We start from the raw sequence: 23,124 nt of genomic DNA on the forward strand, positions 1-23,124 counted from the left end.
GGCTTCGCAGTGAATCATTTGCCGCTGCGGAAGACCAACAACAGCAAACCGGGCCGCAACGCGGTCAGCGGTAATCGTGATTGCTCAGGAGGCGATGTGTCACGTACCTATCATTTCAAATCAGGGGCTCGCTCAGGTCGGGCACTGGGAATGACGTTGAGTCTGTGTTTGGGTCTGTTTGCCTGCAGTAGCTGGGCATTCAGCCTCGATGATGTCGCGGCCAAGGCGGAAAAACTGGCGTCCGAAGGCTATGCAGCGCCGCAGAGCAATCTGCCGCCGGTGTTCCGCAACATGGCGTTCGCTGACTATCAGCAGCTGCGCTTCCGCGGTGACAAGGCGCTCTGGCATGACGCGCCGACACCTTTCGAAGTGCAGTTCTACCATCAGGGCATGCACTTCGATGTGCCGGTGCGAATCAACGAGATCACCGCCAAAGGCGTCGAGAAGGTGCGCTATAGCCCGGAGATGTTCGAGTTCGGCAACGTTGAGATCGAACCTGCTGCGCTGGAAAACCTTGGGTTTGCCGGTTTCAAAGTGCTTTTTCCGCTGAACAAGCCGGATAAGGCCGATGAGCTGATGACGCTGCTCGGCGCCAGCTATTTCCGGGTGATCGGCAAGGATCAGGTATACGGCCTGTCTGCACGCGGTCTGGCTATCGATACAGCGCTGCCGAGCGGAGAGGAGTTTCCACGCTTCCGCGAATTCTGGATCGAGCGCCCCGAGGCTGACCGTCGCAACCTGGTGATCTATGCGCTGCTTGACTCTCCGCGCGCCACCGGTGCCTATCGGATGGTGGTCACGCCGGGCAAGGACAGCACGGTCGATGTCAAAGCGCGGGTCTATCTGCGTGAGCCCGTGGAGAAGCTGGGCATCGCTGCGCTCACCAGCATGTATCTGTTCGGCGCCAACCAGCCGAGCGAACTTCTCAACTACCGGCCGCAGCTTCACGACTCCGAGGGGCTGGCGATTCATACCGGCGCTGACGAGTGGATCTGGCGGCCGCTGAACAATCCCAAACGGCTGGCTATCAGCAGCTACGCGGTCGAAAACCCGCGCGGTTTCGGTCTGCTCCAGCGCACCCGCGACTTCAACCGCTACGAGGATCTGGACGACCGCTACGAGCTGCGGCCCAGCGGCTGGGTCGAGCCTAAGGGCGATTGGGGCAAGGGTCGCGTGGAACTGATCGAAATTCCTACGCCTGACGAAACAAACGACAACATCGTTGCCTTCTGGGTCCCGGAGCAGCGACCGGAGCCCGGCGAGCCGCTGGATTTCGAGTACCGGCTGCACTTCACCATGGATGAACCTGCGCTGCATGATCCGAAACTTGCCTGGGTCAGCCAGACACGCCTGTCGGCAGGCGATGTCAAACAGTCCAACCTGATTCGCCAGCCTGACGGCAGCACGGCGCTGATCGTGGATTTCATCGGCCCCAACCTGGCCGAACTGCCTGCAGACGCGCCGGTCAGTACGCGGGTCAGCATTGGTGATAATGCCGAGCTGGTGGAAAACAACCTGCGGCATAACCCGGTGACCGACGGCTGGCGTCTGACCTTGCGTTTGAAGGTTCGAGATCCCAAACAACCGGTTGAACTAAGGGCAGCGCTGGTGGATGGCGAGAAGACGCTTTCCGAAACCTGGAGCTACCAGATCCCGACCAATGAATAGTCCCGTGGACCCTTCGATTACAGGGCACTACATCAGCCAATTGCCCCTTGATGACCCGCAACGCCAAGCCCTGATCAAGAATATGGCTCAGGGCGATGGAGCGCTGGAGGATATTCATCGGGCATTGGGCCGGGCGGTGCCAACTGCCAGTGACGTCGAGCCGAGCGGAGGCGATTTGCTGGGCTCGGTCGCCGCTCGCCTGAAACTCGGCTGGGGCGAAACCCTGGAGCGTGCCAAGGCGCTCACCCGCGACCATCAGGGGCGCGTCTGCATTGAGTCGACACCGCCCATCGTGCGTACGCGCATGGTGCCGGAGCCTTGGCACACCAACGTGTTACGACTCAGCTGGTGGCGCTTGCTGCGCAAGAAGAACCGCACGGTGGAAATGCCTCCGGCTCAGTCCGCCGATCGTTCGGGTTGGCGCCGGGTGGCGGCGGTCCGGCGCGCTACATTGCTGGTGCTGATGCTGCTGCAGACAGTGGTTGCCACCTGGCACATGAAATCGGTGCTGCCGTATCAGGGCTGGGCACTGGTCGATCTGCAGGAGGTGTTCCAGCAGCCGCTGCAAGAATCGGCGCGCCAGATTCTTCCGTATGTTGTGCAAACCAGCATTCTGTTGCTGTTCGCCCTGTTGTTCTGCTGGGTGTCGGTGGGGTTCTGGACCGCGCTGATGGGCTTCTTTCAGCTGCTCAAAGGCAATGACCGCTACAACATTTCGGCGACTACCCTTGGCGACGAGCCAATCCCACGCGAGGCGCGCACGGCGTTGGTGATGCCGATTGCCAACGAGGATGTGCCGCGTGTGTTTGCCGGGCTGCGCGCGACCTTCGAGTCGCTCAAGGCGACGGGACAGCTAGAGCATTTCGACATCTTCGTGCTCAGCGACAGCAATGATCCCGATACCTGTGTCGCCGAGCAGAAGGCCTGGCTGGAGGTCTGTCGCGAGGTCGATGGCTTCGGCCATATCTTCTACCGACGTCGCCGCCGTCGGGTGAAGCGCAAGAGCGGCAACATCGATGATTTCTGCCGTCGCTGGGGCAGCAGCTACCGCTACATGGTGGTGCTCGATGCCGACAGCGTGATGAGCGGCGATTGCCTGACCAGTCTGGTGCGGCTGATGGAGGCCAACCCCGGCGCAGGTATTATCCAGACGGCGCCGAAGGCTTCGGGCATGGATACGCTGTATGCGCGCATGCAGCAGTTCGCCACACGGGTCTACGGTCCGCTGTTCACGGCCGGGCTCAATTTCTGGCAGCTGGGCGAGTCCCATTACTGGGGCCACAACGCGATCATCCGGGTCAAGCCGTTCATTGAGCATTGCGCCCTGGCGCCCTTGCCCGGCAAGGGCTCGTTCGCCGGAGATATCCTTTCCCATGACTTCGTCGAAGCGGCGCTGATGCGTCGCGCGGGGTGGGGCGTGTGGATTGCCTATGATTTGCCGGGAAGTTACGAGGAACTGCCACCGAACCTGCTCGACGAACTCAAGCGCGACCGTCGCTGGTGCCACGGCAACCTGATGAACTTCCGGCTGTTTCTGGTCAAGGGCATGCACACGGTGCACCGCTTCGTGTTCTTGACCGGGGTGATGTCCTACCTGTCGGCGCCGCTGTGGTTTGTCTTCCTGGCGTTGTCGACAGGGCTGCTGGCGATTCACACGCTGATGGTGCCGGAATATTTCCTGCAGCCGAACCAGCTGTATCCCTTGTGGCCGCAATGGCACCCGCAGGAAGCCATCGCGCTGTTCACGGCGACCTTGACCCTGCTGTTCCTGCCGAAGCTGCTCAGCGTATTGCTGATCTGTATCCAGGGTGCTCACGAGTACGGCGGGCGCACTCGTCTGTTGTTGTCGATGCTGCTGGAGAGCCTGTTCTCGATGCTGGCCGCGCCGGTGCGCATGTTGTTCCACACGGTATTTGTCAGCGCTGCGTTTCTCGGCTGGTCGGTTCAGTGGAATTCACCACAGCGCGCCGATAACGCAACACCGTGGAGCGAAGCCTTGCGTCGGCACGGCCCGCAAATGCTGCTGGGCGTGCTCTGGACGGCATTGGTGGGCTGGCTCGACCCTGCCTTCCTCTGGTGGCTGGCGCCAATCGTGGTTTCGCTGATCCTGTCGGCGCCTGTATCGGTGATCACCAGCCGTACCGGTCTCGGTCTTGCGGCGTTTCGCCGTAAGCTGTTCCTGATCCCGGAGGAGTTCAAGCCGCCGCAGGAGCTGGCATCGACCGACCGCTATACGCGGGAGAACCAGGCCAATGCCCTGACGAAAGGCTTTATCGCGGCCGCTGTCGATCCGATCTACAACGCGCTGGTGTGCGGAATGGCGCGGGCGCGGCATGCCAAGGTGGTGCCGGGTGCCGAGTTGCTGCGTGAGCAGCGGATGCAGCAGATCCTCGATGCAGGGCCGGATGGTGCTGCCGAAGCGGCCCGCTGGCGCTTGCTGAACGACCCGGACGGTATGGCGCAGCTGCACTTGCGGGTCTGGCAGGATCAGCGCTACCAGGCGTGGCGCGACGCCTACCGCCAGCCTGACTTCGGTAAAGAAGCCTCCGGCATCGAACCAGTTGCAGCGTCCTAGGGCTAAACCGAAGGGCCTCCGCGGCGTCTGATCGAGACGCGGCGGGGCAGCCGATCAATGAGCGTGATCGCTGCCGTCGGCGTGACGGTGGATTTCAGGCTTGGCCTCCATTGCCCGATGATGGTCTTCAGCCGAGCGCATTTCGCCATGGTGATCGGCTGTAGCACCGGGTGAACCGCTGGGCATGTGAGTCTCGCCGCCGCCGTGATGATGGCCATTGCTGGCTGCCACCAGTGTTCTATATTCCATGGCCGTTAGCGCTGGCAGCTGCTCGAGCAGGGCGACCAGTTCCCAGATGTAGCGATCGTCCATGCTCTGGCCCCAGGCGGGCATGCCGGTGGCTTGGATCCCGTGTTTGATCGTCCAGAAATCCTTGGCCGGGTCGCGCCTGCGGTTGGCGTCAGTCAGATTCGGCGGCGCAGGGTTGAGGTTCTCACTCAGTTCTGTCGGGCCGAACCCTGGCGCGAGATGGCAGGCGACGCACATCGCCTCGTAGTTACCGGCGCCCGAGCGAATCAGTTCAGCATCGCTCAGTTCTGGCACCTCTATAGCTTCGGCGCGAACCGCGACGGAGCGCTGGCGGGCTGTCTCCAATAGCGCCCGGATCGGCCCGCTATGCGGAACGTCGGCCGCGACATTGACGACTCCAAAGTACACCACGGCGGTAGCTGCCAGAATCAAGACCAACGCAGCCAGTAGCAATGTCGTCAGGGTTTTGAGCATCATCCATTACCTCAGAACCAGAATCGGATGCCCGCCACCAGACGGGCCTCGCTTGTGTCTTCACCTTCAGCCCGCTGCAGCTCCGCGCTGTTGCCGTAAGCCCGGCTCCAGCTGACGCCCACGTAAGGCGCGAATTGTCGACTGATTTCATAGCGCAGCCGGAGCCCAATGCTGGCATCGCTGAGCCCGGAGCCGATGCCACGGGATTCGTCCGCGCGACCATGTAGATTGATCTCTGCCGTGGGCTGAAGCACCCAGCGCTGAGTCAGCAGCATGTCGTATTCGGCTTCCAACCGGAGTGCTGACTGGCCGCCCTCGCCAATGAACGTCGTGGCTTCGGTTTCCAGCCCATACAGTGGCATTCCCTGCACGCCGAATGCAGCCCAGGTTTGCGGCGAGCCGGGTTTGAAGTCCTGGCGAACACCAGCGACGGTTTCCCACCAGGGTCCGATGGCATGGCTCCAGAGCAGCTGCAGTTCCGCTTCTTCGGTATGCCCATTGGTTCGCTCGCCTTCCGAGCGAAAGGCCAGCCGATCGACGTCCCCGCCAGCCCAGCCGCTCAGATCCCAGGCCAACGTGCTTCCGGCGTCGGCGTCCTGCCATTCCAGCTCGTCGGCGCCAAACATGAAATGGCTGCTGCCCTGATGCATGCCGTGATCGGGCAGGTCGGGAAAGGCCGCCTCGATGTCGTCGGGGCTAAGGGTTGGGACCGGGGAGCGTGTTGCCTCTCCCGGCGGGATCCCCGTTGGCGGGGGATGCGGCATTGCATGCCCTGAATGATTCATCGCGCGATGGTCCATCATGCCGTGGTCCGGCTGCATGTGGTTTTGACCATGCTGTTCAGCGGGCGCGGGCGCCGCCGATGGGTGACCGGCATGGCCCGAGTGGTTCATCGCTTCCTGCGCGTGGCTGGTGGCCGCAGCCAGGCAGAGCGCGCCGAGCAGCGCGACCTTAATGGTCATGCTGGGGGCTCTTTTCGTCGCTCCCTTGGGGTGGCTGCGGGCCCTTGCCGATGCTGCCGTGGTCCGTCTGCCCGGACCCCATGTGCTCTTTGTGCATCTGCATCATCTTGTCGTGATCCATGCCCTCATGGTCCATCCCCATCCCCTCATGGGGCATCATTCCACCTTGCTGCGTCTGCGGGTGGCCGGCCTTGGGAGAGGTTTGCTGCGGCGAGGCTCCTTCCGGATGATGGCCGTCGTGCTCGGTCTGCGCCTGCAGCGCAGTAAAGGGCAAGGCCGTGAGGAAGCCGAAAGCAATCAGCGAGTTGCGTTTGAAAGTGCTCATGAGGTTCTCCTTCATTCTTCGACCCGGACTTCGCGGAACATCCCGAGGTCCATGTGCATCAGCATGTGGCAGTGATAGGCCCAGCGCCCCAGTGCGTCAGCCGTGACGCGATAGCTACGTTTGGAACCGGGCGGCACGTCGATGGTGTGCTTGCGTACCTGGAAATGGCCGTTTTCGTCCTCCAGGTCGCTCCACAACCCGTGCAGGTGAATGGGGTGGTGCATCATGGTGTCGTTAACCAGCACGAACCGCACCCGCTCGCCGTACTTGAGACGGATCGGCTCGGATTTCGCGTACGGAATGCCGTCGAATGACCAGGCGAAGCGCTCCATATGGCCCGTCAGGTGCAGCTCGATGGTGCGTGTCGGCTCACGGCCGTCCGGGTCGGGAAAGGTGCTGCGCAGGTCAGCGTAGGTCAGTACTCGGCGGCCGTTGTCGCGCAGGCCGATACCCGGATCATCCAGCTTTGGCACCGGCATCATCGTTTGCATGTCGACCAGCGGATTGCCGCTCTCACTAGCAGGGTGCGTCTGCATCTGACCGCTGGCCACGGCGCTGCCACCATGGCTCATAGCCGAATGATCCATGCCGCCCATGCTCGAAGGCTGCATCTGGCTGTGGTCCATTTGGCCGTGTTGTGGCGCTTCGTGCTGCATGGACGGCTGGGCCGCATGCGCGCCGTGATCGCCATGGCCCATGTCTTCCATGCTCAGCTCGGGACGCGCGTCGGGCTCGGGCACCGGCGCGCTCAGACCTTGGCGAACGGCCAACGTGCCGCGAGCGTAGCCGCTGCGGTCCATCGACTGAGCGAAAAGCGTGTAGGCCGGTTGACTGCCGTCCGGCGAGACGATGACGTCGACCGTTTCGGCCACAGCCAGGCGCAGTTCGTCGACCTCGACCGGCTCGACATGCTGGCCGTCGACAGCCACCACGGTGAGCTTCAGGCCGGGAATGCGAAAGTCGAAATAGGTCATCGCCGAGCCGTTGATCAGGCGCAGGCGCACCGGTTCGCCTGGCTCGAAAACGCCAGTCCAGTTGTCGTCCGGTGCCTGACCGTTGAGCAAGTATGTATAGGTTTCGCCGCTGATGTCGGCGAGATCGGTGGGCGTCATCTTCATCTTCGCCCAGGCCCAGCGATTACTCATCGTCTCGCGCCAGCCCTGGTCCGCCACATCATTGATAAAGTCGCCCAAAGTCCGCCGGCCGCGGTTGTAGTAGTCGGACTGCTTTTTCAGCTTGTCGAGTACCCGCGCCGGGCCTTCATCGGTCCAGTCGGTGAGCATCACCACGTAGTCCCGCGCATATTCGAAGGGCTCGGGCTCGAGCGGATCGATAACCAGTGGTCCGTAGACACCAAGCTGTTCTTGGAAGGCCGAATGGCTGTGATACCAGTAGGTGCCGCTCTGTTTGACGCGGAACCGGTACTCGTACATGCCGTTCGGCGCGATGCCGGCAAAGCTGAAGCCCGGCACGCCATCCATGTTGGCGGGCAGCAGGATGCCGTGCCAGTGGATCGAGGTGTCCTGCGGCAGGCGGTTACGCACCCGCAGCGTCACGGTGTCGCCTTCGCGCCAGCGCAGCAGCGGGCCCGGGATGCTCCCGTTGATCGCCATCGCGGTGCGTTCACGGCCGCTGAAGTTCACGCCGAGCGAGTCGATGGTCAGGTCGAATTCGGTGCCTGCCAATATACCTTGGTCGTTCGACTGGCCGGGGCGTGCCACAGCCCATACGGGCTGACGCCAAACGCCCAGCCCGGCGACAAGGCCTCCGGCGGCCAGGCTTTTGACGAAGGTACGGCGCGAGGATGTACTGCGCATGAAGATCCTGTTTGGTCAGCTCTGAATGCGAATACGCCCGCCAACGCTGAGGCAGGCGGGCGAAGAGGTTGCGGCCAGATTCACTCTGCCGGGTAGTTTGCAAGGACCAGGTCAGTGCCCTTGGCGGTCAGGCCGATGACCTGATAGGCCTGGGCCGGCTGGCCATAATCCATGCCGGGCGAGCCAGCTGGCATGCCGGGCGCAGCGACACCAAGCAGGTCGTCGCGCTGCTGCAGCTCACGGATCTGTGCGACTGGCACGTGACCTTCAACGAACTTGCCGTCGATCACGCCGGTGTGGCACGAGCCTAGCCGCGGGGCGACGCCCAGGCGCTGCTTGACGGCTGACATGTTGCTTTCTACGTGGTCGCGGACTTCGTAGCCATTGTCCTGCAGGTACTTGACCCAGTCCTTACAGCAACCGCAGTTGGCGTCCCGGTGCACGTCGATCACGTCGGCGGCATGGGCGCTGCCGGCCATGAACAGAGCGGCGATGATCGCGAGTTTGGGTTTGATGAAACGCATGACAGCTCTCCTGAATGAGAAATCAACGACAACCGCAGCCGCTGCCGCAGCCTTTCTTGGGTGCGGCGGCCGGGGTAGTCTGGCTCGCGAGCTGAGCGGGATAGCCGGCCTCGTCCAGCGCGACAATCAGCGCAGCGTTGTCGGCATCCCCGTCGACGCGTACTCGTCCGCTTTGCAGATCGACCTCGACGGCATTGACTCCGCTAACGGTGTTCAATGCTTGAGTGACGTGTCGAACGCAGGCGCCGCACGTCATGCCCTGAACCTGAAGCTGGGTGAAATTCATGAAAAGCCCTCCGTTGGTGCCGGTCAGTCCGGCTAGGCTTGATCATCAACCTTGTCCTTATGGCAAGGTCAAGGTGCTACAACGAACGCTTTGTCTGGATACCAACATAGCCTGATGCGGCTTTCTGCAAGCTGAGCGGAACATTACTTTTCTGTCAGCTTGTGGTTCGTCAGCGGTGATACCGGCAGACTTGGGCGATGAAAAAGAGGACGAGCCGAATGAAGCTTCTGGTCGCTGAAGACGAACCGAAAACCGGGACCTATCTGCAACAGGGCCTCAGCGAGGCAGGATTCTCCGTCGACCGCGTTATCAGCGGCACCGACGCCTTGCAGCACGTGCTGAGTACGCCCTACGACCTGTTGATCCTGGACGTGATGATGCCGGGGCTGGACGGATGGGAAGTGCTGCGTATGGTCCGTGCGGCAGGGCAGGAGGTGCCGGTGTTGTTTCTCACCGCGCGCGATCGGGTAGAGGACCGGGTCAAGGGGCTGGAACTGGGCGCTGATGACTATCTGATCAAACCCTTCGCCTTTTCCGAACTGCTGGCGCGGGTACGCACGTTGCTGCGCAGGGGCAATGCGGCTGCCTTGCAGACCCAGCTGAGCATTGCCGATCTGGAGGTGGATTTGCTCAAACGCCGCGCTATCCGTGCCGGTCAGCGCATTGACCTGACCGCCAAGGAGTTCGCCTTGCTGGAGTTGCTGCTGCGTCGGCGCGGCGAAGTACTCCCCAAATCGCTGATCGCGTCGCAGGTCTGGGACATGAATTTCGACAGCGACACCAACGTCATCGAGGTGGCGATTCGCAGGCTTCGCGCCAAGATCGACGATGGTTTCGAGCCCAAGCTCATCCACACCGCGCGAGGCATGGGCTACATGCTCGACGAGCCGGACCCAAGCTGATGAAGCAGTTGTCGCTAACCGCCAGGCTGAGCCTGATGTTCATGTTGGCGGTCACCGGCGTACTTGGCGCGGCGGGCTTCTTCTTCTATCAGATGAGTCAGCACCATTTCGACGAACTGGACCGGCACACGCTGGAAGACAAGCTCCGGGCCGGCCGCGAGCTACTGAAAGGCGTCGATGACCTAGCCCAATTCGACACGCTGCGCCCGCAACTGCAGGCCTTGCTCGGCGGCCATAGTGATCTGGTGGTAAGGATTGTCGACGCCAACGACAGGTTGCTGTTCGCCGCGAGCGGTGCCACTAGTTCGGCGAAAACGCATGCGCACGGCTCCTCCGACGGCGGGGTGCGGCGTGAAACCCGGGTATGGCGCCGCAAAGCCGGTGTGGTCGAGGTGGCGGGGAAGCCCCTGAGCATCGAGCTGGCGCTCGATATCACCACACACAAGGTGTTCTTGCGCACCCTTGCGGGTTGGCTTTGGGGGGCGTTGGTGCTCTGTGCGCTGCTCAGTGGCGTACTCGGCTGGCTGTTGGCGCGCAGCGGCCTGAAGCCATTACGCGAGGTCACCCTGGTGGCGGCATCGGTGTCGGCGAAGTCGCTGACCGAACGCATTCCGACCGAGTCGACACCGGCCGAACTGCAGCAACTGGTGTTGGCCTTCAATGCGATGCTGGCGCGGTTGGAGGATGCCTTCGTGCGGCTGTCGAACTTCTCAGCCGACATCGCCCACGAGTTGCGCACGCCGCTGTCCAACCTGATGACGCACACCGAGGTGGTGCTGACCCGTGCACGCAGCCGCGAGGATTATCAGGAGAATCTCTACTCGAACCTGGAAGAATTGCGCCGCATGGCGCGGATGATCGACGACATGTTGTTCCTGGCGAAAGCTGATAACGGGCTGATCATCCCCGAGGAGCAATCGATCGAATTGCATGCGTTGTGCCAAAAACTGCTGGATTTCTACCAGCTGACCGCTGATGAACGCGGTATCCGCTTCCTGCTATCAGGTGATGCGCGGCTCCGTGGCGATCCCGCCATGCTGCACCGGGCACTGTCGAATCTATTGTCCAACGCACTGCGTTACACGCCCGATGGCGGCACGATCCGGCTGGATATCACGGCGACCGGCCAGAATGTGGCGTTGAGCATCGGTAATCCCGGTGCGAGCATCCCGGAACAGCACTTGCCGCGACTGTTCGACCGTTTCTATCGCGTCGACCCGGCGCGGCGTGAGGGCAACCCGAACAACGCAGGACTGGGCCTGGCCATCACCCGTTCGATCATCGAAGCGCACCATGGCGAGATCCATTGCAGCAGCCGCGACGGCTGGACGTCGTTCGACATCCTGTTCCACACCCGTGCCTGATCATGGACGGTAGCGTTCGCTGGCTTTGGAGCGGTTCGTTAACGGTGAACACGTCGCTGACCGATACCCAGCACTGGCCAATCCGGGCTGCACGTGTTTGCATCGGGCTACCGCTTTACCTGCAACTTGCTGGCTATCCTGCTCGGCAAACAGACGCGGCGGATGGAGGTGCCATGAACATCGAACGATGCGAAGAGCTGCTCGACTGGACCAGTCACGCCCATACCCGACTGTCTACCTGCATGACCGAGGGCGCAGAGGACCGCAGCGACTCGCTGGCCAAGATGCTGCTGGTCTATCTCGCGCAGCACGAGCAAGAGTTGACCCGTACGATTGCACGAATCAAGGAACACGCCGACCCGCGCGCCCTACAAGCCCGGCTGCCCGAGGCGCTAGAGGGTGACGTGCTTGCGCTGGACCTCGACGGTGAGGCCTATGCACAGATGGGTGTCGACGATATCTCACGAGAAGTGTTCGCCATTCACAACCGGATCATCGATCTGTATCGCTCGCTGGAAAAACGGCCTGGACTGGGCAAGGCGAGCGAGCTGCTCGGCGAGATGCTCCAGCTCGAGGAGCACGAGACCATGCGGCTGGCGCAACAGGTCAATCGCATGCACGAACTGTGATCGACACGCTCAGCTGAACGGGGTCAGACCACATAGCGCAGGATGGCCACGAAATGCAGCAGGCTGCCGCCGATGACAAACAGGTGCCAGATGCCGTGCCAGTGACGGAAGCGCTGATCGTAGGCAAAGAAGACGATGCCCACCGTATAGAGCACGCCGCCGGCAACCAGCCAGCTGAAGCCGGCAGTGCCGAGTGCGGCGAGCAGTGGTTTGACCGCCACCAGCACAATCCAGCCCATGACCGCGTAGATGACAATCGACAGCACCCGCGCTTCCGACCGCGGTTTGATCTCCTGCAGCATGCCGATGACCGCCAGTGACCAGACGATCCCGAACAGCCACCAGCCCCAGCTGCCGCGCAGGGTGACCAGGCAGAAGGGTGTGTAACTGCCGGCGATCAACAGATAGATCGACAAGTGATCGAGCTTTTGCATCACTGTTTTGGCACGGCCACGAACGCTGTGATAAAGCGTCGAAGTGCTGTACAGCAGCACCAGGGTGAAACCGTAGATGGCGACGCTGACGATCTTCGCCAGGTCTCCATCCATGGCTGCCAGGATCAGCAACCAGACCGTTCCGATGAGCGCTAGCACGCCACCGGTCAGGTGCGTCCAGGCGTTGAATTTCTCTCCGTGATACATCGTGTGCAGCCTTGAAACCGTTGATCAATTACCCATCAATGCGCCGAACACCTTTTTCGCCACACTGGTGGCGGCCTGTGCTGGATTCTGGCGAATGGCTGCCTCCTGCTCGGCAATGACGGTGAACAGCCCGTCGAGCGCCTGTTCGGCCACGTAGCCTTCGACAGTGCCGTACTTGGCGTCGATCGCGCCTAGCCCGGATGCCTTACTGGCCAGCGCGTTGTACTGCTGGGCGACGCCGACTTTGTCGGTCGCTTGCTTGATGATCGGCATGAACCTGGCACGAATCTCGTCACGGCTGGTCTTGTTCAGGTATTGCGTCGCCGAGTCGTTGCCACCGGCAAGAATGGCCTTGGCGTCGGCTACGGTCATATTCTTCACTGCCTCCAGCAGCAGCGCCTGAGCTTGTGGAACGGCTGCTTCGGCGGCCTTGTTCATGCCGGTTTCCAACTGTTCGACCTGGGCGCCCATGCCCATCATTTTCAGCATGCGCGAAGCCTTGCCGATGTTGCCCGGCAGCTCGATGCGCAGCTCCGGGTCATTGCCGAAACCGCCTGGTCGCCCGAGCTGCTGCACCGCGACTTTGGTGCCTTGACTGAGCGCGTCTTTGAGTGCCTTGTTAGCATCGCCCTGACTTAGGTCGGACAGCGAAAGCGCCCAAGCGCTGGCGGAGAGGATCAAACCGGTGAGCAAAGCAGTGGTGCGTAGCATGGGCAAATCCTCTGAGTGATGCAGCGAGCTTAATAGGCCAGGCGCGGCGTGCCAAACGGTGGCAGCAGCTTGTTTCGACCGTTTCGTTGACGCTCGTCCGCGACCTCGCTGCCGGCCGGCGGCATCCAGCGATGTCTGCCGCTCGGTCTAGCGCAGGTGCCGGGCGCTATAACGGTCGCGTTGGTGCAACTTTTAGCCGCTTCACGGCTACAAAAGACCATCATGAGGCGGATTCATCAATCTGCCAAAGCGAACATCCGCTACGCGCTGACCGACGACACGATTGCGGCTGAACCTTCGCCGCGGATCCGTTCGAATACCAACCCGTGTAGAGGAATGAAACCATGCTCAAAGCACTTAAGGCGCTGTTCGACCGCAGTGGGGAAGATCAGCCTACGGGACACAGCGTTGAAGTGGCCGCAGCGGCGCTGCTGATCGAAGTCGGCCGTGCGGATTACGAAAGCGATGCAGACGAACAAAAAGCCATTATCGAAGCCATCCGCCTCGGCTCGGGGTTGGAAGACGGCGAGCTCGAATCGCTGGTCGCCTTCGCGCAGGAATCCGCCGAGCGATCGACGTCACTGTATGAATTCACTACGCTGATCAACGCTCAATATTCGATGGACGAAAAATTTGTTTTGATCAAAACGCTATGGCGCGTCGCCGCCGCCGATGGCGATATCCACCGATACGAAGACCACCTGATCCGCCGTATCGCCGATCTGTTGTATGTGCCGCATTCAGACTTCATACGTGCCAAGCTGGAGGTGCTCGGCACCTGACTGCCGGCCATGCGGGTCAGAACTCGAAAGCGCCCGGGTCGCACTGCCGATCGTCACGCGGGTTGCCGCGCTGGTCGGTGTCCGGGCAAAGCACGCCGCCCATGTCGATGGGGTCGAAATAGGGGCTGTCTTCGAACGGCTCGCGCAGCGCGACGGTGCGGGTCGGACCTCCATTGTCCTGCAGTGATTCGAGTGCCAGGCGAACCCCTGCTTCGTCCGCGGTGGTGGGTGTGAAGCCGCAGCCACCCAGGAAGTCGAAGAGTCCTCCTCCGGAGCCACCGATGGCATTGAAACTGCCACTGGTCAGCGCGCCACTGCAGAACGGCATGTCGCCGAAGGTGCGGATTTCGACCAGGCTGTTGGCCAGGCGGAACTCGCCAGTACCCGAATGGCTGAACAGCTGCGAGTGATTGCTGAAGGTCGCGTTGCGGACCGAGACTTTGCCGTCGATGTTGCCGATTTCTGCGGCTCGGACACCACCGGTGGTACTGCGATTGTCGACAAAGGTGCTGTTCAAAATGTCGACGGTGCCCTGATAGTTCAGCAGCCCACCCCAAAAGCGAGCGTCATTGGCGGTTATCAGGCTGTTGCGCAGATACAGCTGCGCCGCCGAGCCCATATTGGAAATGCCACCGCCATGGCCGGACTGGTACCCGGTCGAATTCTGTTCGATGGTCGAGCGCGCCACCAGCGCCTGTCCCTCGTTGAACAATCCCGCGCCACGGTTGCACAGGCGTCGGCTGGGAAAGGCCGCGCAGGAGGTTTCCAGTTCATGGTCGATGGTGTTGCCACGTAACAGCATCCGGTCCATGCGCAGGTTGCCTCGATTCCATATCGCGCCGCCGCCGCTGCCCATGGGCCTGCCGTTTTCCAGCCGCAGATAGCTGAGCGTTACCGCCCTTGGCGCGGCAGCATAAATATCTAAAATCCGGTCGATGGCCCCGCCGTCGATGATGACTTGCAAATCATCGTTTTTCGCGGCTCGCCCGAGGCCCGATAGCGTCAGACCATCCGTGATGTCCAGATCACCAACCGCGTCGTTCGGCACGTCTGCGGTCTCTGTACCGGTCAACGAGAGCACGTAATGCCCTGACGGCACCTCTATCAAATCGTGGCCCTGGTGCGCGTTGCTCTCCATCACCGCCGCTCTCAGTGTGCAGCGATTGGAAATGGATCGGCAGTTGCCGTCGCCCGGCTCGGTATCCACCTCGTCGGCCGTACTGTCCACACGCAGGGTCAGGCCGATGGAGGCGGAGCAATCACTGGGCAGCGGGTCGCCAGTGACGTTCATGACGTAACCGGATGCTTCCGGAAAGCGTTTCTCATTGACGGTGCTCGAATCGCCGGAGCCGAGCCAGTTGCGGCGCTGATAACCGACACTGAAGTGATAGGGAATGTTGGTTTCGCAGGTGTCGGCGAAGTAGCCCACCGCGTATTGATCACTAGACAACGGCATCATGGCCCAGGGCGTGCCATGGATGACCACGTTGACCTGTGCGATGCGATTGCCACGCCCATCCACTTGCGCTCGCAACGGGTAGAGCGGCACCGGTGAGCGGGCAACCGAGGAGGGTGTTAGGTTGTTCAGGCTGGGCGTCGCGCAACCGCCCATCCCCAAGACGAGCGACAAGGCGATCACACGGCTGTGCGTCATACAGTCCCCTCTCGGCAGGTCGCCGACGTTTTCGGTGGGTGACCTGCTGAGTATGGGTGCCGCATCTGTCATCAATCGAACGTTTCGGCATTAAGCCTGGCCGTCCTTAGCGTGGTTGCCACTGAGGACTTGGCTGCGAGCGTCCGTGCTTGAGCTTCGAGCGCAATCAGTCCGAGGGGTGTTCCTCGTCGTGTCGCTCCAGCGCCACCTGGCGAATCGACAGGCGAATCTCAGCCGGGAGCACACGTTTGGCCACGCCTTCAGCCAGTTCGCCCAGCTTGGCGTGGTAGCCGAGCTTGCCCGCGCCGTCCTGCTGAAGCACGTCCTGGTCCAGCAGGCTCTTGATGAAGTGGCGGAACAGGCTCTTGTCGAAGAACTCCGGCGCGTTCAGGCCATGCAGGATCGACAGGCGCTGAGCCATGACCGTGCAGAGGTTTTCCAACTCTTCAGCGTCAAGGGTGTTCTGGCCGCTGTTGAGCAGCAGCGCAATGGCCATGTAGAAGCGTTGCAACGTCTGCATGATCGTCCGCGCCAGCAGGGTCAGCAGGACGAACTGACGCGAGCTGGGCGCCGGTCGCACGTAGGTTTCGCCGTCGCGCTTGAGCAGCCCCTGTTCGACGAAGGCTGCCAGCCATTGATCAATCACGGCGGGCAGCTCTTCTGGCTCCCAGCGGATGAACAACTCGGCGCGCAAATAGGGATAGAGCGCCTCGGTGAAACGCAGAATTTGTTCTCGGCTGATGCGTGAGCTGCTCTGGAAGAAGCTCGCCAGCAACGCTGGCAGGGCGAAGATGTGCATTACGTTGTTGCGGTAATAGGTCATCAGAACGGCGTTTTGCTCATTCAGATAGAGGATGTTGCCCAGCGCATCCTTCTGTTCGGCCAGCAGGCCGAGTTCTTTCACGTAGCTGATCAGCGCCTCGCCATCACCGTCCGGCAGTGTGGTGTGGGGCGAGTAGGGCACGGCCCTAAGCAGGTTCTGGTAGAGGTCGAGGATTCGCGCCAGTGAACGGCGATCCAAGGCCTGACGGCTGGTGGAGAGCATCGCCAGCGCCACCAGGTTGACCGGGTTGACCGCGGCGGCTTCGTTGAGCCGCTGGGCGATGCGTTCGGACAGTTTATTGGTGGCCTCGTTGAGCCAGTCGGGGCGGAAGTTCGGTGCCAAATCCTGCTTGCGCCAGTCCGGCTGCTGCTGGTCGAGAAATTCGTTGAGTTTCAGCGGTTCGCCGAAATTGACCCAGACCTGGCCGAAGCGCTGCTTCAGCGCGCCGATGACCTTGAAGATGTCGAAGATCGATTCCTTTTTCTTCGCCGCGCCGCGTAATTCGCCCAGATAGGTGCGGCCTTCGAGCACTCGCTCGTAACCGATGTAGACCGGCACGAAGAGGATCGGCAGACGCGACGAGCGCAGGTAGCTGCGCAGGGTGATGGCGAGCATGCCGGTCTTTGGCTGCAACATCCGCCCGGTCCGTGAGCGACCGCCTTCAACGAAGTATTCGACCGGAAAGCCCCGGCTGAACAAGGTGTGCAGATATTCGTTGAACACCGAGGTATAAAGCGGGTTGCCCTTGAACGAACGGCGCATGAAGAAGGCACCGCCGCGGCGAAGCAGGCTGCCGATGACCGGCATGTTGAGGTTGATGCCGGCGGCGATGTGCGGTGGTGTCAGGCCGTTGCGGAACAGCAGGTAGGAGAGCAGCAGATAGTCAATATGGCTGCGGTGGCAAGGCACGTAGATAACCTCGTAACCCTGGACGGCTTCCTGCAGCGGCTCCAGATGATTGACCCGGATGCCGTCGTAGATCTTGTTCCAGAACCAAGACAGCACCACCTCGAGAAAGCGCACGGCGGTGTAGGCGTAGTCCGAGGCGATTTCGTTGCCGTAGCGCAGCGCACGGGCTTCGGCCTTTTCCAGTGAAATGTTTTCGCGCTCGGCCTCGTCCTTGATTGCCTGGCGCACCTGTGGTGCGTGCACCAGCCCCTTGACCAGGTTGCGACGGTGCGACAAGTCGGGACCGATCACCGCCGTCTTCTGGTGGCGGAAATGCACGCGCAGCATGCGATGGGCCATGCGCAGGGTGCGCTCGTGGCCCTTGTTCTGCGCGACCAGTTCGTTGAGCTGGATGGGCGCGGAAAACTGCACACGGGTCTGGCGCCCGAGCATGACGATGCTGAGCATCTTGCGCATCCGTCCCGTCACGGCCCAGCTGTCGGCGAAAAGCAGCTTCCAGGCACTGGTCTCGCGAGCCGGCGAGCGACCCCAGAAGACGGTCACCGGGATGATTTGCGCGTTGTCTACTGCGTTCTGTTCCAGTGCACCGACCAAGCGCACCAGTGGCTCTGGCGTAACAGCACGCGTCCGCGTGCCGAACCAGCTGGCGGCCGGGTTGAGAAAAATGAAGGCTGCCGGTTCGATGTGATCGCCCACCGCCACATCGGCCACCGGTCGCGGCAGCCCAGCTTTACTGCACTCATGATCGAGCACCGCCAGATCGCTCAGCGAGGCGCGTTGCAACACGTAGAACACCGGTTTGCTGCGGTCCAGCTTGAGCGTGAAAGCGGACTGGTTGATCGTCTCCGAGCGCACCCAGAAATAGAGCAGGCGACGCACGATGGAGAAGACGAGACGGCGGAGCGGGGAACGAGTCATACGGCAGATTCGACTGTAGAAGGGTTAATGCCCTTGAGGCGCGCAAGTGTGCCGCATGCGGTGTTGGTGAGCAAAATCTCTGGTAAGCGAAGGGCGCCGGTCGGTGTGCTGATGCGCCGGGTAGAGGGATAGTGTTGTCATTCAAAATCGCTGTTATCGGCCGTCCCGGCTCACTTCATGTTTTTCCATGCGTAGACGGCCGAGAACACCACCAGGCTTACGGCCGCTCCGAAATACAGGGTTTCCAGTCGTGCGCCCACTTCGACCGCATGCTCAAGAAATAGGATGACGATGATCACTACCGAGACCTGGATCAGGGTCTTCTTCAGGTCATGGAAAGATCTGATATCCAGCGGCCCGAGAGAGGCGCTTTGTTCTGCGGGCAGTGGTTTGACGAAAAGTCGGTACAGGCTGATGGCAATCAGCTGAAAGGTGATCGCGATCAGCAGGAGGTCCAGCAGCTTTAACAGTTTTACTGCGAGACTCTTGCTGTCGTTCGCGCTGCTAGGAAACTGCTGAGTCAGCTCTAGCAGCAGGTGAATCATGGTATTCAGGCTGACCCCATACAGCAGCACGGCAGAGACCGCCGTCGTGGCAACGGCAACCAGTACCAGAAAGCGGCTGCTGCGAAAGATTCGTTCGATCATGTCGTGAGCTCCGCGTTGCTCGTAGCTTCGCTTGAGGCTAGTGCAAGTCGCGAAACTGCGATGAAGATATCGAACGCCCGCCCGGCCCGGTTGCAATAGCGCTGCGGCTCTCCTTATATTTCGGCGCGCATTGGGCCGGTCTCGCCTCACGTGGCCGCGGCCCCGTCAGCATGGATGGAAGTTGATGATCGAACTGAAAAATCTGACCAAGCGATTTGCTCGGCACACGGCAGTTGATGCGTTGTCATTCTGCGTCGAACCGGGGGAAGTGTTGGGTTTTCTTGGCCCGAACGGGGCCGGAAAGTCCACTACCATGAAGATGCTGAGCGGCTTTCTCACGCCGACGTCAGGCAGCGCAAGCATCTTTGGCTGCGATATCCGAACCCAAGCGCTGCAGGCGCAGCGTCAGATGGGCTACTTGCCCGAGCGCGCGCCCTGCTACGGTGATATGACGGTGCGCGGTTTTATCGATTTTATCGCCGAGGTGCGTGGTTACCGCGGCGCGGACAAACGCGTTCGGGTCGATACGGCCATTGGTCAGCTCGAGCTGGAATCCGTGCTTGGGCAGAACATCGATACCCTGTCCAAGGGCTTCAAGCGGCGAGTCGGATTGGCTCAGGCGATCCTGCACGATCCGCGCGTGCTGATCCTCGATGAGCCTACCGATGGCCTGGACCCAAACCAGAAGCACCAGGTCCGCGAGCTGATCAAAGGCCTGGCACGAGACAAGATCGTCATCATCTCGACGCATATCCTCGAAGAAGTCACGGCGGTGTGCACGCGTGCCATCGTGATCGCCCGCGGGCGGCTGGTGGCCGATGGCACGCCATTGGAATTGCAAAGCCGCTCCAGATATCACCAAGCAGTGACCCTGGTTGGCGACGGACCGCTGGATACCGTCGCGCTGGCGGCCTTGCCGGGCGTAGCCGGGATCGAGGTGAATCAGGCGGAGCACAGCGTCACGGTGCTGGCCGAGCCAGGCCAGGTGATCTTCCCGCAGATCAACGCACTGATCGTCCAGCAGGGCTGGGTCGTGCGGGAGCTGGATGTGGAGCGCGGCCGTATGGATGAGGTATTTCAGACGTTGACTCGTGGGGAGGCGCAATGAGCCAGTTGCCAGTGATCTTCAAACGCGAGCTGGGCAGTTATTTCGCGACGCCGCTCGCCTACGTCTTCACGTTGATCTTTCTCGTGCTGTCCGGTGTTTTCACCTTTTATTTAGGGGGCTTCTACGAGCGTGGTCAGGCGGACCTCATACCCTTCTTCAGTTTCCATACCTGGCTTTATCTGTTTCTGATTCCCGCTATTGCCATGCGGCTTTGGTCCGAGGAGCGTAAATCGGGGTCGATTGAGCTGTTGATGACCTTGCCTATAACGCGTTTCGAGGCAGTCACCGGCAAGTTTCTCGCGGCCTGGGTGTTCGCCGGAATCGCCTTGCTCTTGACGTTTCCGATGGTCATTACCGTTAACTACCTTGGCCAGCCAGACAACGGTGCGATCGCCACCGGCTACTTCGGTAGCTGGTTACTGGCCGGCGCTTTTCTGGCAATCGGCTCCTGCATGTCGGCATTGGCCAAGAATCAGGTGATCGCCTTCATCCTGGCGGTGAGTGTGTGTTTCCTGTTCATCGTCAGCGGCTTGCCGATGGTGCTCGACGCCTTCGCTTGGGCCCCGCAGTGGCTGGTGGATGCGGTGGCTTCGCTGAGTTTCCTGATCCGTTTCGATTCGCTCAGCAAAGGGGTCATCGATCTGCGAGACCTGCTGTATTTCGTCACCCTGATTATCGTCTGGCTGATGGCGACCGCCATCGTCGTCGATTTGAAGAAAGCGGCATAAGGGAGCCCGCATGAAACGACTGATGTATTCAGGTGCCGGGCTGCTGCTGATCGCACTGGCCTTCCTGGCACTCAACGTTCTTTCCAGCCTGATCCTTACCGATGCGCGGTTAGATCTGACCGAGCAAAAGCTCTACACCCTTTCGAAAGGCACCGAGACAATCCTCGAGGGCCTGGAGGAGCCGATTGAATTGCAGTTGTTCTACTCGGACGAGGCGACGGGGGGCCTGGTCGCGCTGCGTAACTATGCGCGACGTGTCGAGGAGCTGCTACATGCCTACCAGCGCGAGGCTAATGGCAAAGTCACGCTTCGGGTGATCGATCCTGAGCCGTTCTCCGAGGAGGAGGACCGGGCCGCGGAGCTCGGGCTGCAGGCTGTGCCGCTGAATCAGGGCGGTAACAAGGTCTACTTCGGCTTGGCTGGCGTCAATGCTGCTGGCCAGACGCAAAGCATTCCGTTCTTCCCGTTGGATCAGGAGGGGTTTCTCGAATACGAGATCAGCCGTCTGGTTCAAACACTTTCGGCGCCACAAATGCCGGTGGTCGGCGTGCTTTCCGGGCTGCCCTTGATGGGTGGTTTCGACATGCGTACCCAGCAGGCGACGTCCCCTTGGATGGTGCTAGAGAACATCCGCCAGCTGTTCCATATCGAAAGCCTCAAGCGCGACGTGGACGTGATTCCCCCCAGCGTATCGGTGCTCATGCTGATCCATCCTAAGGAGCTTCCGCAGCAGACCCTGTATGCCGTCGACCAGTTCGTCATGCGCGGCGGCAAGTTGCTGGTGTTCCTCGATCCGTACAGCGAGGCGGACCCTGGCATGGGCATTGGGCCGGGTGAGTTCGGTGAGGGCAAGGCGTCAGATCTGGAGCCGCTTTTCACCGCCTGGGGCGTGCGTATGGCGCCAAATCAGGTGGTGCTGGATGCGTCCTATGCCATGTCCGTCGGAGTGGGAGAGGAACGCCGTCCGGTCAGGCATCCGGCCTGGCTGAGTCTGCCCCAGCGCATGATGGATAGCGAAGACGTCGTTACCTCTTCGTTGGAGAGCCTGACCATGGCGACTGCAGGCTTTCTGGAACCGCTAGAAGACGCGACGACTCGTTTCACGCCGCTGATCCAGAGCTCCAGCTACGCCATGCCGATCGAGGCGGAGCGCTTTGCGAAACTGGAAAATCCCGAGGTGCTATTGCGGGACCTGCAACCCACTGGCGAGCGCTATACCCTTGCCGCGCGTATCCAGGGCCCGGCTAAGTCGGCTTATCCGAACGGTATAGAGGGCCGCAAGGATGGCCTGAAGGAAAGCACCAACATCAACGTGCTCGCCGTGGCGGATACCGACCTGCTTGCCGATCGCATGTGGGTGCAAATCGATGATTTCTTTGGCCAGCGTATGCCACAGCCCTGGGCAGACAACGGCACCTTCGTGATCAATGCGCTGGACAATTTGTCCGGCACCGATGCGTTGATCAGCGTGCGCTCACGAGGTCGATTTGCTCGCCCGTTTACAGTCGTCGAGGACTTACAGCGCCAGGCTGAGAATCGCTTTCGTGAGAAGGAAGAAGTGCTGCAGCAGCGTCTGGCTGCCACCGAGGCGCAACTCGCCGAGCTGCAGGAGCCGGACGCCGAAGGAGCTGTACAGCTGACGGCTGAGCAACAGGCCGCGCTGCAGGATTTCATGCAGCAGAAGCTGCTCATTCGCAAGGAGTTGCGTGAGGTGCGTTACCAGCTCAACGCGGACATCGAGGCGCTGGGGCGGGTGCTGAAATTCTTCAATATCGGTCTGGTGCCGCTGATACTCACGCTCGGGATGTTGCTGCTGTGGTTCTGGCGCAGGCGTCGATCAGTATGATCGTGGTGAGCTGGCTAGCCTGGCGGTTTGCTTGTGTCGCGTGCTGAGCGCCCCGACCCCAATCGGGCCTACGCTGATGCGCTGGCGAACGCCAGAAACGTACTTGTCATGGCCGCTGCGCTATATTTGGCGCTGGCGTTGATTCTAAGAAGATCACGCCTGTCCGTTGATCCCCGAGCGGGAATAATAAGAATCGAGTTGGAGAAGTAGGATGGCTGAGCGCGAAACCGGAACCGTTAAGTGGTTCAACGATGCCAAGGGTTATGGATTCATCCAGCGTGGCAGTGGTGCGGATGTGTTTGTGCATTACCAGGCGATTCGTGGCGAAGGCCACCGCTCTCTGGCCGAGGGGCAACAGGTCGAGTTTTCGGTCACTCAGGGGCAGAAGGGCCTGCAGGCGGAAGATGTGGCTGGGTTGTAACCGCCGGCTATTCGCTAAACAGCCGTTCGGCTGTTAGCGAAACTGTGACAGAGCCCCGGCCCAGGCCGTAATGCTGTTCACTTAAGCATTTGAGTCCAGGCCGTGGCTTCTAGAAAATCCGATACCAGTCCTCTGGTATCGGATTTTTTATGCCCATTCAG

General features: G+C 61.1%; 21 protein-coding genes. 10 read left to right on the top strand and 11 right to left on the bottom strand.

Annotated elements, in window-relative coordinates; genetic code table 11:
* The first annotated feature begins 150 nt into the window (after window positions 1-150).
* Window positions 151-1,668: a glucan biosynthesis protein G gene (locus ACQKEK_RS17720; protein ID WP_499143973.1), complete on the top strand. Its 1,518-nt coding sequence runs from the start codon at window positions 151-153 to the stop codon at window positions 1,666-1,668.
* On the top strand, window positions 1,661-4,243 hold the full coding sequence (gene mdoH, locus ACQKEK_RS17725) for a glucans biosynthesis glucosyltransferase MdoH (RefSeq protein WP_446697499.1): 2,583 nt from the start codon (window positions 1,661-1,663) through the stop codon (window positions 4,241-4,243). The genes ACQKEK_RS17720 and mdoH overlap by 8 nt, the downstream gene beginning before the upstream one ends.
* A 54-nt stretch (window positions 4,244-4,297) precedes the next feature.
* Here the strand turns inward: mdoH and ACQKEK_RS17730 are convergent, their stop codons facing one another.
* From ACQKEK_RS17730 to ACQKEK_RS17755, 6 genes are all read right to left on the bottom strand, one after another.
* On the bottom strand, window positions 4,298-4,966 hold the full coding sequence (locus ACQKEK_RS17730; protein ID WP_499143972.1) for a c-type cytochrome: 669 nt from the start codon (window positions 4,964-4,966) through the stop codon (window positions 4,298-4,300).
* A gap of 11 nt (window positions 4,967-4,977) precedes the next feature.
* Window positions 4,978-5,928, bottom strand: coding sequence for a copper resistance protein B (locus tag ACQKEK_RS17735; RefSeq protein WP_499143863.1), 951 nt, complete (start codon window positions 5,926-5,928; stop codon window positions 4,978-4,980).
* Window positions 5,918-6,253, bottom strand: coding sequence for a hypothetical protein (locus ACQKEK_RS17740; RefSeq protein ID WP_499143862.1), 336 nt, complete (start codon window positions 6,251-6,253; stop codon window positions 5,918-5,920). Before ACQKEK_RS17740 ends, ACQKEK_RS17735 begins: the two co-directional genes overlap by 11 nt.
* Window positions 6,254-6,264: 11 nt before the next feature.
* Window positions 6,265-8,070: a copper resistance system multicopper oxidase gene (locus tag ACQKEK_RS17745; protein ID WP_499143861.1), complete on the bottom strand. Its 1,806-nt coding sequence runs from the start codon at window positions 8,068-8,070 to the stop codon at window positions 6,265-6,267.
* An 80-nt stretch (window positions 8,071-8,150) separates the two neighbouring features.
* Complete coding sequence (locus ACQKEK_RS17750; RefSeq protein ID WP_216706768.1) at window positions 8,151-8,594, bottom strand: DUF411 domain-containing protein; 444 nt, start codon at window positions 8,592-8,594, stop codon at window positions 8,151-8,153.
* 22 nt (window positions 8,595-8,616) lie between these two features.
* Complete coding sequence (locus ACQKEK_RS17755; RefSeq protein ID WP_446697495.1) at window positions 8,617-8,880, bottom strand: heavy-metal-associated domain-containing protein; 264 nt, start codon at window positions 8,878-8,880, stop codon at window positions 8,617-8,619.
* A 218-nt stretch (window positions 8,881-9,098) separates the two neighbouring features.
* Here ACQKEK_RS17755 and ACQKEK_RS17760 point away from each other — a divergent pair, with 218 nt between their 5' ends.
* The 3 genes from ACQKEK_RS17760 (at window position 9,099) to ACQKEK_RS17770 (ending at window position 11,775) form a co-directional block, all read left to right on the top strand.
* Window positions 9,099-9,782, top strand: a complete 684-nt coding sequence (locus ACQKEK_RS17760; RefSeq protein WP_446697494.1) for a heavy metal response regulator transcription factor — start codon at window positions 9,099-9,101, stop codon at window positions 9,780-9,782.
* On the top strand, window positions 9,782-11,146 hold the full coding sequence (locus ACQKEK_RS17765; protein ID WP_499143860.1) for a heavy metal sensor histidine kinase: 1,365 nt from the start codon (window positions 9,782-9,784) through the stop codon (window positions 11,144-11,146). The genes ACQKEK_RS17760 and ACQKEK_RS17765 overlap by 1 nt, the downstream gene beginning before the upstream one ends.
* 173 nt (window positions 11,147-11,319) lie before the next feature.
* The gene (locus ACQKEK_RS17770) at window positions 11,320-11,775 is read left to right on the top strand and encodes a hypothetical protein (protein WP_499143859.1); all 456 of its coding nucleotides are present in this window, start codon (window positions 11,320-11,322) and stop codon (window positions 11,773-11,775) included.
* Window positions 11,776-11,798: 23 nt separating this feature from the next.
* Here the strand turns inward: ACQKEK_RS17770 and trhA are convergent, their stop codons facing one another.
* Window positions 11,799-12,416: a PAQR family membrane homeostasis protein TrhA gene (gene trhA, locus ACQKEK_RS17775; RefSeq protein WP_128119075.1), complete on the bottom strand. Its 618-nt coding sequence runs from the start codon at window positions 12,414-12,416 to the stop codon at window positions 11,799-11,801.
* 24 nt (window positions 12,417-12,440) lie between these two features.
* Window positions 12,441-13,127: a DUF4197 domain-containing protein gene (locus ACQKEK_RS17780; RefSeq protein ID WP_499143858.1), complete on the bottom strand. Its 687-nt coding sequence runs from the start codon at window positions 13,125-13,127 to the stop codon at window positions 12,441-12,443.
* 344 nt (window positions 13,128-13,471) lie between these two features.
* Between ACQKEK_RS17780 and ACQKEK_RS17785 the strand changes: the two genes are divergently transcribed.
* The gene (locus ACQKEK_RS17785) at window positions 13,472-13,909 is read left to right on the top strand and encodes a tellurite resistance TerB family protein (protein ID WP_499143857.1); all 438 of its coding nucleotides are present in this window, start codon (window positions 13,472-13,474) and stop codon (window positions 13,907-13,909) included.
* Window positions 13,910-13,925: 16 nt separating this feature from the next.
* Here ACQKEK_RS17785 and ACQKEK_RS17790 read toward each other — a convergent pair whose 3' ends face one another.
* The 3 genes from ACQKEK_RS17790 to ACQKEK_RS17800 all read right to left on the bottom strand — a co-directional run bounded on the left by ACQKEK_RS17790 (window position 13,926) and on the right by ACQKEK_RS17800 (window position 18,860).
* Window positions 13,926-15,563, bottom strand: coding sequence for a choice-of-anchor Q domain-containing protein (locus ACQKEK_RS17790; protein WP_499143856.1), 1,638 nt, complete (start codon window positions 15,561-15,563; stop codon window positions 13,926-13,928).
* 166 nt (window positions 15,564-15,729) lie between these two features.
* Entirely contained in the window at window positions 15,730-18,213 is a 2,484-nt protein-coding gene (plsB, locus tag ACQKEK_RS17795; protein ID WP_499143855.1) for a glycerol-3-phosphate 1-O-acyltransferase PlsB, read from the bottom strand.
* Between the two features lie 170 nt (window positions 18,214-18,383).
* Window positions 18,384-18,860 carry a YqhA family protein gene (locus tag ACQKEK_RS17800; RefSeq protein WP_499143854.1) on the bottom strand — a complete coding sequence of 159 codons (477 nt, stop codon included), beginning with the start codon at window positions 18,858-18,860 and terminating at the stop codon, window positions 18,384-18,386.
* A gap of 184 nt (window positions 18,861-19,044) precedes the next feature.
* On the opposite strand from ACQKEK_RS17800, the gene ACQKEK_RS17805 reads away from it, so the two are divergent.
* The 4 genes from ACQKEK_RS17805 to ACQKEK_RS17820 all read left to right on the top strand — a co-directional run bounded on the left by ACQKEK_RS17805 (window position 19,045) and on the right by ACQKEK_RS17820 (window position 22,963).
* Window positions 19,045-19,968 carry an ATP-binding cassette domain-containing protein gene (locus ACQKEK_RS17805; protein ID WP_499143853.1) on the top strand — a complete coding sequence of 308 codons (924 nt, stop codon included), beginning with the start codon at window positions 19,045-19,047 and terminating at the stop codon, window positions 19,966-19,968.
* Complete coding sequence (locus ACQKEK_RS17810) at window positions 19,965-20,696, top strand: ABC transporter permease subunit (protein ID WP_499143852.1); 732 nt, start codon at window positions 19,965-19,967, stop codon at window positions 20,694-20,696. Before ACQKEK_RS17805 ends, ACQKEK_RS17810 begins: the two co-directional genes overlap by 4 nt.
* A 10-nt stretch (window positions 20,697-20,706) precedes the next feature.
* Window positions 20,707-22,542, top strand: coding sequence for a GldG family protein (locus ACQKEK_RS17815; protein ID WP_499143851.1), 1,836 nt, complete (start codon window positions 20,707-20,709; stop codon window positions 22,540-22,542).
* Between the two features lie 211 nt (window positions 22,543-22,753).
* On the top strand, window positions 22,754-22,963 hold the full coding sequence (locus ACQKEK_RS17820) for a cold-shock protein (RefSeq protein ID WP_014852307.1): 210 nt from the start codon (window positions 22,754-22,756) through the stop codon (window positions 22,961-22,963).
* The last annotated feature ends 161 nt before the right edge of the window (window positions 22,964-23,124 follow it).

It is taken from the genome of Pseudomonas sp. NPDC077408, from assembly GCF_050269105.1.
Lineage (GTDB): Bacteria > Pseudomonadota > Gammaproteobacteria > Pseudomonadales > Pseudomonadaceae > Stutzerimonas.